The organism is Streptomyces sp. NRRL S-118, from assembly GCF_000716335.1.
Taxonomy (GTDB): domain Bacteria; phylum Actinomycetota; class Actinomycetes; order Streptomycetales; family Streptomycetaceae; genus Streptomyces.
In genome coordinates, this window is the sequence record NZ_KL591032.1 from 5,591 (window position 1) to 20,302 (window position 14,712).

Sequence of the window (14,712 nt, forward strand, 5' to 3'; positions counted from 1 at the left end):
CCGCCAGGCGGGGCTGCGCGTGACCTCCAAGCTGATGTTCGTCCACCAGACGGTCGCCGAGCTGGCGTCGGTCGTTCAGCGCGCCGACGCCGACGCGGCGGCCCCCGGGGACGAGGCGCCCGAGGCGTCCGGCAGGGTCGAACTGACGCCGGTGCAGCGCTGGTTCTTCGCCGAGCACACGGCACACCCCGACCGGTACTCGATGTCCGTCCACGTGGCCCTGGCCCCGGACACGGACCCCGCGGTGCTGGAGCGTGCCCTCGCCGCGGTGGTCGACCACCATGACGCCCTGCGCATGCGGTACACGGCCGACGGCGCCGGCGGCTGGGTGCAGGAGTACGGCGAGCGTCCCGACGGGCTGCTCGCGGTCCGGGATCTGACGGCCGCGGCCGACGCCGAGCGGGCGCTGCACGACGCCGCGCTGGAGGCCCAGGGTGCGCTGGACCTGCGCTCGGGCACCCTGGTGCGGGGCGTCTTCCTGCGCATGCCGGACGCGGCGCCGCCCCGCCTGTTCCTGGCCGTGCACCACCTGGTCATGGACGGTGTGTCGTGGCGCATCGTCCTGGAGGACCTGGCCACCGCGTACGGGCAGCTCGCCGCGGGCCGCCCCGCCGATCTGTGCGTCAAGTCCACCAGTTACCAGCGGTGGGCGCGGCGGCTGTCCGAACTGGTCCGCTCCGGCGGGCTCGACCACGAGACGGCGTACTGGCGCAAGGCCGTGTCCGGCGCCGCGGACATCCCGTGCGACGGACCGCCCACGAGCACGTACGGCGAGGTCGCCGTCGAGTCGTCGGTGCTGGACCGGTCCGTGACGGAGACGCTGCTGCAGCGGGCGCCCGGCGCGTTCCGCACCCGGATCAACGACGTGCTGCTGGCCGCGCTGGGCCGTGTCCTGCGGGACTGGGCGGGTGCGCCGGTCACGATCGCCCTCGAGGGCCACGGCCGCGAGGAACTGTTCGACGACGTGGACCTGTCCCGTACGGTCGGCTGGTTCACCACCATCCATCCCGTCGCCCTCGACGTCCCCGAGGGCTCCTGGGAGACGGCGCTGAAGGCCGTCAAGAAGACCCTGCGCAAGCTGCCCGGACGCGGGCTGGGCTACGGGGCGCTGCGCTACCTGTCCGAACCGGGCAGCCCCGCGCACACCGCCCTCGCGGCCGCCCCGCACCCGCGGATCAGCTTCAACTACCTGGGGCAGTGGGACGGCGCGTCCGACGGCAACGGCCTCGTCCGGGACCGGCTGGACGGCCTCGGCGCCGACCAGGCGCCCGACGAGGTCCGCCCGCACCTGATCGACGTCGTCGCCGCCGTCAGCGACGGCGAGCTGCGGATCGACTGGCTGTACGCGCCGTCCGCCCACACCCCTGCCACCGTCCGCCGGCTCGCGGACGACTTCGCCACCGCCCTGCGGCAGATCGCCGCCGCGGCCGGTAACTGATCACCCACTGGAAGGCTTTGCTGTGGCTCGCTACGTGCTGAGTGACGTCGAGAAGAACGAACTGGCTGCGGTGGCGGACGAATTCCTCGCCGCCCACCCCGTCTGGACACCGCTGGACTACGCGGACGACATCCGCGCCGAGGCGGAGCGGCTCCCGGTGGGGGTGCGCCGGTTCCTGGTGTCGTCCCGCGCCGCCGAGGACGCCGTCATCGTGCTGGGGAACCTGCCCGTCGACGAGGACCTCGTACCGACCCCGCCGAGCTGGCGGATCGCGGAGAAGGAGACCGCCGCGATCCGCGAGGAGCTGGTGCTGCTGCTCGTCGGGTCGGTGCTGGGCGAGCCGTTCGGCTGGGTCAACCAGCAGAACGGCCGCCTCGTGCACGACGTCTGCCCGTCCAAGGGACAGGAGAACTCCCTGACGAGCGCGAGCAGCCAGCAGCAGCTCACGCTGCACACGGAGGACGTCTTCCACTCCTGCCGGGGCGACTACGTGGCCCTGATGTGCCTGCGCAACCCCGACGCGGTGGGAACGACGGTGGCGCTGGTGGAGTCGGTGGAGTTCCCCGAGCCGGTGCGGCGCGTGCTGCACCAGGACCGCTTCCGGTTCTTCCCGGACGACTCCCACCACGTCGTACCGCAGCACAGCGCGGAGAACCCCTCGGCGTTGGAGGACCGCCCGTACGAGGTGGCGTCGGTGCTGTTCGGCCCGGAGGAGGCGCCGTACCTGCGGATCGACGCGGACTTCACCGAGGCGGTACCCGGCGACAGCGAGGCGGAGGCCGCCCTGAAGGAGGCCGCAGCCCTGTTGGCCGACGCCGCGGAGCGGGTCGTGCTGACCCCCGGCGACGCCGTGTTCATCGACAACCACCGGGCCATCCACGGGCGTGACACGTTCACACCGCGCTACGACGGGACCGACCGCTGGCTCAAGCGCACCAGCCTGGTCCGCGATCTGCGGCGCACCTACGTGCGGACGAAGTCGCGTTCGCGGCTCCTCGGCTGATGCCGCGGGACAAGACCCGGCCGGGCGGTGGCTTCACGCTGCTGTGGGTGAGTTCCGCGTTCGGCGAGTTCGCGTACAGCACGTCGCTGATCGTGCTGCCGCTGATCGTGCTGGCGCTGACCGGTTCGCCCTCGCAGGCGGGGATCATCGGTTTCGTCGACGCGGCGGCGATGCTCCTGGCGGGGCTGCCCGCCGGGGCCGTCGCCGACCGGTACGACCGCCGGACGGTGATGCTGTGGTGCCAGGCGGCGCTGGTGGCGGTGTTCGGTGCGCTCGCACTGCTGCTGTGGGCGGACGCCGTGTCGCTGCCCGCGCTGGTGCTGCTCGCCCTGGTCAACGGGGCGGCCACCGCCCTGACGATGGCGGCAGGGGAGGCGATGATCCCGAGCCTGGTGGCTCAGGAACGGCTCTCCGACGCCGTGGCGATGAACGCCGCGCGCACCTACGCGGGCCAGCTCGCCGGCACGTCCGCCGGCGGGTTCCTGCTGGCGGTGAAGAACGCGTTCCCGTTCGTCGTGGGCTGCCTGGCGCACCTGGCCGGACTGGTGCTGCTGCTGTTCCTGAAGCGGCAGCCGCCGGCCGCCGGCGCCCCCGACCGGCCCGTGCTCAGCGGGCGGGGGCTGATGGAGGGGGTCCGCTGGACCATGTCCCACCCGTTCCTGCGGGTGGGGCTGGTCTGCGCGACGGCGACGAACTTCTTCTTCGGCGTCATCTACTTCATCGTCATCGCCTCCGCGCAGACGAGCGGCATGGACACCGGGCTCATCGGGGTGATGGCGGCGCTGCTCGGCGTCGGTGGCCTGCTGGGCGCCCTCGCCGCCCCGCTGCTCCAGCGCGTCCTGACCGGCGCGCGCCCCATCCACGTCGTCCTCTGGGCGTTCGTCGTGCTCACGGCGGGCATCGCGGTGCTGCCGGGCGGCTGGACACCGGGCGTGCTGCTGGGGGCGATCGCCTTCGCGGCGCCGACGGCGAACGCGTACTTCACCACCGCTCAGCTGACGCTCACCCCGGACAGCCTCCGGGGGCGGGTGGTGAGCGTCGCGGCCATCGCGAGCGGCGGCGGCGGCGCGATCGCGCCGCTGGCGGGCGGCATCGTCCTGGACCTGGCGGGCCGGTCCGCCGGCCTGCTCGGCTGCACGGCCGTGATGGCGGTCATCGCCGTGCTGACGTCCCTGAGCCCGGCCCTGCGGGACGTACCGGAACCCGCCACGGCCGGGGCCGCTCCGCCCGGCGGCGGCCCCGCCGACGAGACACCGCCCGCCGCGGAACCGGCCGCGGTCACCCCTCCCCCCGTCCGCTGACAGACAGGCAGAGACAACCCACCATGACCATCGACCTGGCCAACCCCGATCTCTACACCACCGACGCCCGCTTCGACATGTGGCGGGAGTACGTCCGGGCGGACGCGAAGGTCTGGAGCGATCCGGGCCTCTCCCCGTCCGGCTTCTGGTCGGTCTTCTCCCACCGGGACGTCGCCGCCGTCCTCTCCCCCAAGGCGCCCTTCACCTCCGAGTACGGCATGATGATCGGCTTCGACGCCGAGCACCCGGACAACTCCGGCGGCAGGATGCTGGTGGTGAGCGAGGGCAACCGGCACTCCCTGCTCAAGCGGCTCATCGGCCCGTTCCTCTCCCGGCTGCGCGCCCCCGAACTGCAGTCGGTGCTGCACAGGGAGGTCCGGGACATCGTCGACCGGCTGCGGTCGGAGGGCTCCACGGACATCGCCCGGAGCATCGGGCCGCGGCTCCCCGCCGCGATCGTCTGCGAGGTCATCGGTGTGCCGCTCAGCGAGCGGGAGCAGTTGATCGAGCTGACCAACCACGCCTTCGGCGGCGAGGACAGCAGCTTCGACAGGATGACCCCGGCCGAAGCGCACACGGAGATCCTCTTCTACTTCCACGAACTGGCCGAGCGGCGTCGCCGGCAGCCCGGCCCGGACCTGGTCAGCGCGCTGCTCGAGGACGGCCGGCTCAGCACCGACGACGTGGTCATCAACTGCGACAACGTCCTGATCGGCGGCAACGAGACGACCCGGCACTCCATCACCGGCGCGTTCCACGCCTTCCAGGCGTTCCCCGGCACGCTGGACGCGTTGCACGCCGACCCGGAACTCGCCGGTCCGGCCGTGGAGGAGGTGGTCCGCTGGACGTCCCCGGCGGCGCACGTCCTGCGGGTGGCCACCGAGGACTGCGGGATCGGCGGCCAGGAGATCCTCAAGGGGCAGCCGGTCGTGGCGTGGCTGTCCGCCGCCAACCGCGACGAGCGGCTCTTCCCGGAGCCGAACCGCTTCGTCCCGGACCGTGCGCCCAACCGCCACCTGGGGTTCGGCAACGGCCCGCACCATTGCCTCGGCGCCGCTCTCGCACGTCTCGAACTGAGGGCGCTGCTCCAGGAGTTGGCCGCCGAGGCGCGGGGCGTGGAACTGGCCGGGGACGTGCGCTGGATGCGTTCGAACCTGGTGCAGGGCTACAGCAGCCTCGCGGTCTCCATCGACTGGCGCTGATCCTTCACACCTTCATATGATCTTGATCGACCACTGGGGGGAGCCCTCGTCGTGCTGGAACTGTGCCTCAACGTGGAGGACTTGGCTCGTGTACGCATCATCGGCACCCTGGGCATGGCGTTCGAGACGCACATGGCCTGGGGGCGGCTGGCGGAACAGCGTCGCGACGCGCTGACCGACTGGCGCCGGGCGGCCCGGCACCGGCTGCGCAGGGTCTCCGCGGCGCATCCCGTGACGGAGCCCTCCGCGTCCCTCCTGGAGACGCTGACGTCACCGCTGCCGCGCGACACGGACATGTTCCACGCGGTGGCCGTCGAGCCGTTCTGGGACCGCATCCAGCGATTACTGAAGGCGGAACGCGACGCCGCCGGGCGGGCGATGCTCGCCGGCGGCATGGAGCAGGTCCTCAACAGCCGGCACGAGGCCATCCGGTGGGAGGCCCCGGTGCTCCGCGTCGACAACGCGCAGCCGTCCCGGCGGACCACCCTGGGCGGCCGCGGTATGACGCTCGCCCCGTCCCTGTTCGCCCCGCACCCCCTCCTGATCGACGCCCGCATGGGCTGGCAGGGCCTGCCGATCCTGGTGTACGGCATCACCCCGGACGCGGACACGGCCGCCTCGCTGTGGCAGGGCAGCGAGGGGGAATCGGCCCTGCACGCCCTGCTGGGCCGGACCCGGGCCGACGTGCTGGCGGCGCTGCGGGAGACCCGCTCGACCGGGCAGGTGGCCGACCGGCTGCGGATATCGAGCCCCTCCGCCAGCAAGCACCTCACCATCCTGCGCCGTGCCGGATTCGTGACCACGGAACGCCAGCACAATCTGGCGGTCCACAGCCTCACCCCGCTGGGCGAGGCCATCCTCGGCTGAAGATCGGACTCCCCGCATGCCCACTCCCTCCCCCTCGTCCTGGCTGACCCGCCACACCCGGCCGGACCGCCCCGCGCGCCGTCTGGTCTGCTTTCCCCACGCGGGCGGCGCGGCGAGCTTCTACCGCCCCTGGGCCCGGTACGCGGACCCCTCGACGGAGCTGCTGGCCGTCCAGTACCCGGGCCGTGAGAACCGGTTCCGGGAGCCGCTGGTCCCGGCGATGGACCCGCTAGCGTCGGCCGTCGCCGCCGAGCTGCTGGCCCTCCCGCCGCTGCCCACCGTGTTCTTCGGCCACAGCATGGGCGCGGCCGTCGCGTACGAGACGCTCCTGCGGCTCGAGGGGGCGGGCGCCGTCCACGTCACCCGCCTGTGCGTCTCCGGCCGGTCCCCCGACGACGCCGCCGGCCCGGCCATACGGACGGACGACGAGATCGTCGAGGCGGTCATGTCCCTGGGCGGCACCCACGCGGCCGTGCTGGACGACCCGGACATGCGCGAACTGCTCCTGCCCGTCCTCCGCAACGACTACCACCTGATCGACGGCTACCGCCGCCCGGCCGACGCGCCCCCGCTGCACGCCGACGTCCACGCCCTGACGGGTGATCGCGACCCGCGGGTCACCCCCGCGGAGGCGGCGGGGTGGGGTGCGCTGACCTCGGGCGCCTTCACCCTCACGGTGCTGGAGGGCGACCACTTCTACCTGGTGCCCGCGATCGAGGAGGTGGCCCGCCTCGCCATGGCGCCGGCGCGGCCCCTTCCGGTTTAGCGGCATGCGCGGGGTCGGGACAGCCCGCGGCGAAGCCGGGGGTGCGCCGTATGTCCTGAGACCGCACGGATCGGGAGCATGGGCGTATGACGCGAAACCGGTCCGTACTCATCCTGTTCCTGCTCACGCTGGTCTGCGCGGGCGCCCTCGGCTCCGGCACGCTTCCACCACCCGAGGAACGCGCCCTGCGGGCGGCGGAGCGGGTCGCCCACCCCCTGCGCACCACCCGGCCGGCCGGCGGCCTGGACGACCTGCGGCCCCTCGGGCGCATGGTGGGCGACGCGAAGGTGGTGGGGCTCGGAGAGGCGACGCACAGCTCGCACGAGTTCTTCACCCTGAAGCACCGCGTCCTGCGCTACCTGGTGGAGCGCGAGGGCTTCCGCACCTTCGCGCTGGAGACGAGCTGGAGCGGCGGGCTGCGGCTGGACGCGTACGTGCGGACCGGCGAGGGCGACCCGCGGCGCATCATGCGGGAGGAGTTCCAGGACACGTACGCGTGGTGGAACACGGAGGAGTACCTGGCCCTCGTCCGATGGATCCGCGCGTACAACGTCCGGCACCCGGGGGATCCGGTGCGGTTCATGGGCGACGACTTCGCGTACGCGGGACCGGAGCAGTACGACAGGGTGCTCCGGTACGCGGCCCGCCACCGCCCGGACCTGCTGCCGCACCTCACCCGGCTGTACCGGGGGCTGCGGCCGACCACCCCGGCGGGCGCGTACATGAAGGCGTACCTGACCCGCCCCCTGGCCGAGCGCCGCGCGATGGCCGTGCGCGCGGAGGCGGCGCTGTCCCTGCTCGCCCGGCAGCCGGTCCCCGCGGGCGCGACGGAGGACGCCCACGCCTGGGCGGTGCAGCACGCGCGGGCCCTGGCGCAGACCGCGCGCGGGTACGCCTTCGACTTCGAGGACCCGGAGCAGCTGAGGGCCTCCATGGGCTACCGCGATCGGCTGATGGCGGACAACGTCGCCTGGTGGCAGGCGCGGACGGGGCACAAGGTGCTGCTGTCGGCACACAACAGCCACATCTCCTACCGCACCTCCGACCCGCGCTACCCGCGCATGCAGGGGGCCTTCCTGCGGGAGCGGCTGGGCGAGCAGTACGTGAGCGTCGCGGTGACCTTCGGCTCCGGCTCCTTCAACGCGACGGGGCGTGACGGCACGGCCCGCGTCCACACCGTGGGGGCTCCGCCTCCGGACAGCACCGAGCGTTTCCTGGAGCGGGTGCGTCCCGGCGACTACCTGATGGACCTGCGCTCGTCCCCCGCCGCGGCCCGCGCGTGGCTGAACACTCCGCGCCCGACCCGCACCATCGGCACCTCCTACCCGGAGCGCCCCCACCGCGTCGCCCCCACGGCCTCCCACGACCTCCTCTTCCATCTCCACCACGTCACGCCGGCCCGCCTGCTGGCACCTCCCAGGTGACGGTGACGGGCCGTGGAGGCTCCCGTCCGCTCAGCCCGCTCAGCCCGCGAACCGCGCCATCCACGCCTCCACGTCGTCCGCGGACCGCGGCAGGCCCGCCGACAGGTTCTCGTGCCCGTCGCCGGTGACGACCAGGTCGTCCTCGATCCGGACGCCGATGCCGCGCCATTCCTCGGGCACGGTGAGGTCGTCCGGCTGGAAGTACAGCCCCGGCTCGACGGTGAGCACCATGCCCGGCTCCAGCACGCCGTCGACGTACTCCTGGTTCCGGGCCTGTGCGCAGTCGTGGACGTCCAGGCCGAGCATGTGACCGGTGCCGGCCATGGTGAAGCGGCGCTGGAGGCCGAGCGCGTACGCGCGGTCGGCGGGGCCCTCGATGAAGCCCCACTCGACCAGTCGCGCCGCCAGGTGGCGCTGGGACGCCTCGTGGAAGTCGCGGTACCGGGCGCCCGGCCGGACGGCGGCCATGCCGGCCTCCTGGGCCTCGAACACCGCGTCGTAGACCGTGCGCTGCACGGGTGTGAAGGTGCCGCTGATCGGGAGTGTGCGCGTGACGTCGGCGGTGTAGAGGGTGCGCGTCTCCACGCCGGCGTCCAGCAGGAGCAGGTCCCCGGGGCGCACGGGGCCGTCGTTGTCCGTCCAGTGCATGATCGTGGCGTGCTCGCCCGCGGCGCAGATCGTCCCGTAGCCGACGGAGTTGCCCTCCAGCCGCGCCCGGCGGAAGAAGGTGCCCTCGATCCAGCGCTCGGAGGACGCGATCGCCCGGGAGAGCTCCCCGATCGCGTCGGTGAATCCGCGCACGGTGGCGTCCACGGCCTTGCGCATCTCGGCCAGCTCCCAGTCGTCCTTGACGAGCCGGAGATCGCCGAGTGCCTCCTCCAGTTCGTCGTCGCGGGCCGGGTCGGTGGTGACGGCTGCCTCGAGGGTCGGGTCGATGCCGCGGACGATCCGGGTGGGCGCTCCGGAGGCTCCGGCGAGGTCGCGGGCCGCCGTGCGGACGTCGCGGCAGGACAGTCCGAGCACGAGCTCCGACTCGGCGAGGGAGCGGCGTCGGCCCATCCACAGCTCCGCCGTCGCGCCCGTCCAGAATTCGTCGTCGTCCCTGCTGTCCCGCGGCAGTTGGTAGCAGTAGGCGTCATGGCCGCCGTCCGCGCGGGGCTCGAGGACGAGCGCGCCGTCCCGGGCCCGGTCCCCGGTCATGTGGACGTAGCCGGAGTACGGCCGGAAGGGATAGGTGTCGTCGTTGGAGCGGACCTTGAGGTTCCCCGAGGGGATCACGAGGCGTTCGCCGGGGAAGCGCGCGGAGAGCGCGGCGCGGCGGCGCGCCGCGTACGGAGCCTGTTCGTCGAGCTTGAGGTCGTGCCGCTCGGTGTCCGCCCATCCCGTGCGCATCAGCGCGGACAGTTCCTCGGAGACGTCCCCGTACAGACCGTTCTTCCGGCCCTTGGCCACGATGTGCCCCTTCTTCCCGGTGGGTTCCTCGTCGGCGAGGGGTGGCCGAGCCGCGCGGGCAGGACGTGCCCCGCCCGGTGGTGCCCCGGGCGCCCTCGCTCCCGCCGTTCCTCGGCGGCGTTCCGGACAGTAGCCCGCGGTGCGCGCGCCGGGTGCCGAGGAGTGCCAGTGGCACGGATCGGCCACGCCCCGACGGAAGCCGTCGATAATGCGACGCATGACGAACGCGAGACTCGGCGAGGCCCTTCGGCTTCTGGGCATCGGTGAGGCCGCGTGCCGGGTCTATGCGGCGCTGCTGGAGCTGGCGCCCGCTCCGCTGCGTGCGATCGGGGCCGCGGCCGGTGCGGACGGGGCGGAGCTCGCCGCGGCGTACGGCGAACTGGTCGACGCCGGTCTCGCCAGTGCCGCGGTGGAGGGCGGGGACGTGGTGGCTCCGGTTCCGCCGGCCGCGGGTCTGGAGATCCTCGCCCGGCACCGGACGGCCGAGCTCGAGGCGTCACGCCTCGCCGTCGGCGGCGCGTTCGAGTCGTTCCGCCGGCAGCGGCTCGCCCCGCTCGACGGCCATCTCGTCGAGGTCGTCACCGGGGACGCCGTCGGCCGCAGGATGCGCCAGGCGTGGGCCAGTGCCCGTGAACAGATCCGGCAGTTGGAGTCGCCTCCTTACGTCCCCCTCCCGGGCGCGACGGACGACGCGCTGGCCACGCTCGCCCGCGGCGTGACGCAGCGTGTCGTGTACTCGCGGGCGTCGCTGGAGCATCCGGGCCATCTGAAGGAGGCCATCGAACCGTGCATCGAGGCCGGTGAGCAGGCCAGGGTGCTGCCGTCGGTGCCGGTCAAGCTCGTGATCATCGACGAGGCGTACGCGCTGGTGTCGCTGTCGATCAAGGAGACCGACGTCCACAACGCGATGCTCGTCGTGCAGCCGTGCGGGCTGCTGTCGGCGCTCGTGGCGCTGTTCGAGCAGTCCTGGCAGAACGCCCTGCCGTTCCACGGCCGCACCGCCCTCCCGGGCGGCCTGGCGCCTGCCGACCGCCGCCTGCTGTGGCTCCTCGCGGGCGGTGCGAGCGACGACGTCATCGCCCGCGAGCTGGGGATCAGCCGCCGTACGCTCTTCCGCCGCCTGCAGGTCCTGATGGCCCGGCTCGGCGCCGCGAACCGTTTCCAGATGGCCTTGCAGGCGCAGCGGTACGGATGGCTGTCCCCGGGGCGCTGACGACCCGGCGCCGCTGACGCGTCCGGTCCCCGGGTGGACGGCACCGCCTGCCGGCTCGGGACCGGCAACCGACGGCCTCGCACTCCCGGGCGGCCGGCCTGCCACGGGGACCGCGGTCGCCCCGTGCTCCGATGTGCTGCGGCCGCAGGGCGTTGCACCGCCCGTCCGCGCGGGGGATCACCACCGCTCTCCCGGGCAAGGCGTAACGTACGCACGCCACGCCTGACGAGGAGCTCAGCACGTCCCCCGAGCGTTGAACCCTCGAGCAGCGTGTTCGGCGTACACGCACCGCACGGCCCACGCGATGAGGAGGACCCATGGAGGCCGCCGAAGAAGGACGGCAGCAACTGGACACGGCCAGTGTCGTCAACGCGAAGAGGACGCTGCTGGAGCTCCTCGGCCGGGCGGGGGTCTTTGCCGGCGACGCGGAGGAGCTGATCGGGCTCATCGAGGCCGGCGCCCTCGCCCTCGCGCACGAGGAGATCAGGGGGATCGTCCGGAGCGCACCCGGGGAGAAGGGCGAGCTCTACGAGTCGGGCTGGCTGGACGGCACCCAGGCCGTCGCCGACGAACTCGGTGAGCTGGCCGAACGGGCGCTGCGGAGCGCCGTCGCCTCCGGCCCGCCGGATCCCGAGCAGGACGCCCGCACACCCGTCAGGAGGACACAGCTGGAGCGGGCGAAGGTGGCGGTGCTGCCGCTCTACCTGTCGTTCACCACCGTGTCCGATCTCGACCCCGAGGTCTCCGAGCAGGTGCTGAAGGCCGTTCTCGGCACGATGGACTCCCGGCAGCGGGCCGGGTACGCGGGCCGGCTGGCGCAGTTCGCCGCGGCAGAGCGGGCGCGACTGGAGCGCCTGTACGCCGAGTTCGGGCCGGGCAGCGCCATCGCCGTCCACGGCCGCTACTCCCTCCTCCACTCCCCCTCCAGCGTCGCCGTGCTGGAACGACTGGCCGCGGCGCCATCGGCGTTGCGCGAGGAGTGGGACGCCGCCGAACTGCCGCCCGCATGGCTGGAGGGACTCACGACGGCCTGGGACTCGGCGGTCTGACCGGAGCCGTTGCGGACGTCCGGGGCCGGTCCGTGCGGACCGGCCCCGGACGCCAGGATCAGACGAGGTCGAACCGGTCCAGGTTCATGACCTTGTCCCACGCGGCGACGAAGTCCTGGACGAACTTCTCCTTCGCGTCGTCGGAGGCGTAGACCTCCGCCAGGGCCCGCAGCTCCGAGTTGGAGCCGAAGACGAGGTCGGCGCGGCTGCCGGTCCACTTGATCTCGCCCGTGGCGGCGTCGCGGCCCTCGAAGGTGTTGGCGTCCTCGGACGTCGCCTTCCAGGTGGTGCCCAGGTCGAGCAGGTTGACGAAGAAGTCGTTCGTCAGCGTGCCGGGGCTGTGCGTGAAGACACCGAGCGGGGACTGCTGGTGGTTCGCGCCCAGCACTCGGAGGCCGCCGACGAGGACGGTCAGTTCGGGGGCGCTCAGAGTGAGCAGGTTCGCCCGGTCGAGCAGCAGGTATTCGGCCGGGAGCCGGCTGCTCTTCCCGGCGTAGTTGCGGAAGCCGTCGGCCGCGGGCTCCAGCGCGGCGAACGACTCGACGTCCGTCTGCTCCTGGGAGGCGTCCACGCGACCCGGCGTGAACGGGACCCGGATGTCGAAGCCCGCGTCCTTGGCGGCCTGCTCGACGGCGGCCGCGCCGGCCAGCACGATCAGGTCGGCCAGCGAGACCCGCTTGCCCCCGGACTGCGCGGCGTTGAAGGACTCCTGGATGCCCTCCAGGGTCCGCAGGACCGTCGCAAGCTGGTCGGGGTCGTTGACCTCCCAGCCGTTCTGCGGCTGGAGGCGGATGCGGGCGCCGTTGGCGCCGCCGCGCTTGTCGCTGCCGCGGAAGGAGGAGGCCGACGCCCACGCGACGGACACGAGCTGCGCCACGGACAGCTCCGAGGCGAGGACCCGCTCCTTGAGGGAGGCGATGTCGCCCTCGTCGATCAGCTCGTACGTCCGCTCCGGGAGCGGGTCCTGCCACAGGAGGGTCTCGGAGGGCACTTCGGGGCCGAGGTAGCGCACGACCGGGCCCATGTCGCGGTGCGTCAGCTTGAACCAGGCACGGGCGAAGGCGTCCGCGAAGGCGTCCGGGTCCTGGTGGAAGCGGCGCGAGATCTGCTCGTAGACCGGGTCGAACCGGAGCGAGAGGTCGGTCGTCAGCATGGTCGGGGCGTGGCTCTTCGAGGGGTCGTGGGCGTCGGGCACGGTGCCCGCCCCCGCGCCGTCCTTGGGCCGCCACTGGTGGGCCCCGGCGGGGCTCTTGAACAGCTCCCACTCGTAGCCGAAGAGGATGTCGAAGAAGCTGTTGTCCCACGTCACCGGGGTGGTCGTCCAGGTGCCTTCGAGACCGCTGGTGATCGTGTCGGCGCCCTTTCCGGTGCCGAAGGTGTTCCGCCAGCCGAGGCCCTGCTGCTCCAGCGAAGCCGCCTCGGGGTCGTCGCCGACGTGGTCCGCCGGGCCCGCGCCGTGGGTCTTGCCGAAGGTGTGGCCGCCCGCGATCAGGGCGACCGTCTCCTCGTCGTTCATGGCCATCCGGCGGAACGTCTCCCGGATGTCGCGGGCCGCGGCGATCGGGTCCGGGTTGCCGTTCGGGCCCTCCGGGTTCACATAGATGAGCCCCATCTGCACCGCGCCGAGGGGGTTCTCCAGCTCCCGGTCGCCGGTGTAGCGCTCGTCGCCGAGCCAGGTGGTCTCCGGGCCCCAGTAGACGTCCTCCTCCGGCTCCCATACGTCCGCGCGGCCGCCGCCGAAGCCGAAGGTCCTGAAGCCCATCGTCTCCAGCGCGACATTGCCGGCGAGGATCATGAGGTCGGCCCACGAGAGGCTCTGTCCGTACTTCTTCTTGACCGGCCACAGCAGGCGGCGGGCCTTGTCGAGGTTGGCGTTGTCCGGCCAGCTGTTCAGGGGCGCGAAGCGCTGCTGCCCGGCCCCGGCGCCGCCGCGGCCGTCGCTTATCCGGTAGGTGCCGGCGCTGTGCCAGGCCATGCGGACGATGAACGGGCCGTAGTGGCCGAAGTCGGCGGGCCACCAGTCCTGCGAGGTGGTCAGGACCTCCGCGATGTCCCGCTTCACGGCGGGGAGGTCGAGGCTCTTGAACGCCTCGGCGTAGTCGAAGTCCTCGCCGAGGGGGTTGGCCACGGCCGGGTTCTTCGCGAGGATCTTCAGGTTCAGGCGCTCGGGCCACCACTGGCGGTTGCCGCCGCCCTGGGTCGGGTGCGGGGCGCGCTGGTGCGCCACCGGGCAGCCGCCTGTGCTCTCCGGCTTCGGGTCAGTGACGATTGCGTCATGGTTCTCAGGCATGGGAATCCTTCCGGATCAGGCGGATCACTGTGCTCAGGAACTACGGGCGGCGGATCATTCAGGGCATCGGTCCCGGTCGAGGACGCTCGTCACGTGCGCTTCCCTGCTGTTGTCCTGTCCCTTGGTTGTTGCCGGAACCGATCCTACGATGGACAAAGTCCAAGTCAATGCGATGCCGAGAAACCGAACGAATCCAGTCGGCAAAAGGCCGTCACAAGGGGTGGTGGGCATGAGTGATCTGCTGGGGCGGCTCCGGGGGCGTGGCTGGCGGATGACGGCCCAGCGCCGGGTGGTCGCCGAGGTGCTCGACGGCGACCATGTCCACCTCACCGCCGACGAAGTGCTCGCGCGCGCCACGGCACGACTGCCGGAGGTCTCCCGCGCGACGGTCTACAACACCCTCGGCGAGCTCGTGGCGCTCGGCGAGGTGACCGAGGTGTCCACCGACGGCCGGGCCAAGCGCTACGACCCCAATGCCCACCGCCCCCACCACCACCTGGTGTGCTCGGGCTGCGGCACCATCCGGGACGTCCACCCGGCCGGCGACCCGCTGGCCGACCTGCCCGCCTCGGAGCGGTTCGGCTTCACCGTCTCCGGCGCCGAGGTGATCTACCGGGGCCTGTGCCCGGACTGCGCCCGCTCCTGAGCGGCGTCCGGGGGGCCGTGTTCCGGACACGCGGCGGCGGAGCATGCCACGTGGCGGCGCA

At 72.7% G+C, this 14,712-nt stretch carries 12 protein-coding genes; 10 read left to right on the plus strand and 2 right to left on the minus strand.

The window, feature by feature from the left end:
- The 7 genes from IH00_RS0133590 to IH00_RS0133620 form a co-directional block, all read left to right on the plus strand.
- On the plus strand, window positions 1–1,438 hold a 1,438-nt coding region (locus tag IH00_RS0133590), incomplete at its 5' end, for a condensation domain-containing protein (protein WP_234335063.1).
- A 22-nt stretch (window positions 1,439–1,460) separates the two neighbouring features.
- Complete coding sequence (locus IH00_RS0133595) at window positions 1,461–2,441, plus strand: TauD/TfdA family dioxygenase (protein ID WP_234335064.1); 981 nt, start codon at window positions 1,461–1,463, stop codon at window positions 2,439–2,441.
- Window positions 2,441–3,742, plus strand: a complete 1,302-nt coding sequence (locus tag IH00_RS0133600) for an MFS transporter (RefSeq protein ID WP_078888102.1) — start codon at window positions 2,441–2,443, stop codon at window positions 3,740–3,742. Before IH00_RS0133595 ends, IH00_RS0133600 begins: the two co-directional genes overlap by 1 nt.
- A 23-nt stretch (window positions 3,743–3,765) precedes the next feature.
- Entirely contained in the window at window positions 3,766–4,944 is a 1,179-nt protein-coding gene (locus tag IH00_RS0133605) for a cytochrome P450 (RefSeq protein WP_031079855.1), read from the plus strand.
- Window positions 4,945–4,995: 51 nt separating this feature from the next.
- The gene (locus IH00_RS44605; RefSeq protein WP_234335066.1) at window positions 4,996–5,811 is read left to right on the plus strand and encodes a winged helix-turn-helix domain-containing protein; all 816 of its coding nucleotides are present in this window, start codon (window positions 4,996–4,998) and stop codon (window positions 5,809–5,811) included.
- Between the two features lie 16 nt (window positions 5,812–5,827).
- Entirely contained in the window at window positions 5,828–6,577 is a 750-nt protein-coding gene (locus IH00_RS0133615; RefSeq protein WP_031079859.1) for a thioesterase II family protein, read from the plus strand.
- 86 nt (window positions 6,578–6,663) lie between these two features.
- A complete protein-coding gene (locus tag IH00_RS0133620) occupies window positions 6,664–8,001 on the plus strand; it encodes an erythromycin esterase family protein (protein ID WP_031079861.1) in 1,338 nt (445 codons plus the stop codon).
- Between the two features lie 39 nt (window positions 8,002–8,040).
- Here IH00_RS0133620 and IH00_RS0133625 read toward each other — a convergent pair whose 3' ends face one another.
- Window positions 8,041–9,453: an aminopeptidase P family protein gene (locus IH00_RS0133625; RefSeq protein WP_031079862.1), complete on the minus strand. Its 1,413-nt coding sequence runs from the start codon at window positions 9,451–9,453 to the stop codon at window positions 8,041–8,043.
- A gap of 217 nt (window positions 9,454–9,670) precedes the next feature.
- On the opposite strand from IH00_RS0133625, the gene IH00_RS0133630 reads away from it, so the two are divergent.
- Together IH00_RS0133630 and IH00_RS0133635 are read left to right on the plus strand one after the other, a co-directional pair.
- A complete protein-coding gene (locus IH00_RS0133630) occupies window positions 9,671–10,666 on the plus strand; it encodes a LuxR family transcriptional regulator (protein WP_199819864.1) in 996 nt (331 codons plus the stop codon).
- Between the two features lie 317 nt (window positions 10,667–10,983).
- On the plus strand, window positions 10,984–11,715 hold the full coding sequence (locus tag IH00_RS0133635) for a hypothetical protein (RefSeq protein WP_031079872.1): 732 nt from the start codon (window positions 10,984–10,986) through the stop codon (window positions 11,713–11,715).
- 58 nt (window positions 11,716–11,773) lie between these two features.
- On the opposite strand, the gene katG is transcribed toward IH00_RS0133635, so the two are convergent.
- A complete protein-coding gene (gene katG / locus IH00_RS0133640) occupies window positions 11,774–14,005 on the minus strand; it encodes a catalase/peroxidase HPI (RefSeq protein ID WP_031079873.1) in 2,232 nt (743 codons plus the stop codon).
- Between the two features lie 229 nt (window positions 14,006–14,234).
- Here katG and IH00_RS0133645 point away from each other — a divergent pair, with 229 nt between their 5' ends.
- Window positions 14,235–14,651 carry a Fur family transcriptional regulator gene (locus tag IH00_RS0133645; protein WP_031079874.1) on the plus strand — a complete coding sequence of 139 codons (417 nt, stop codon included), beginning with the start codon at window positions 14,235–14,237 and terminating at the stop codon, window positions 14,649–14,651.
- The last annotated feature ends 61 nt before the right edge of the window (window positions 14,652–14,712 follow it).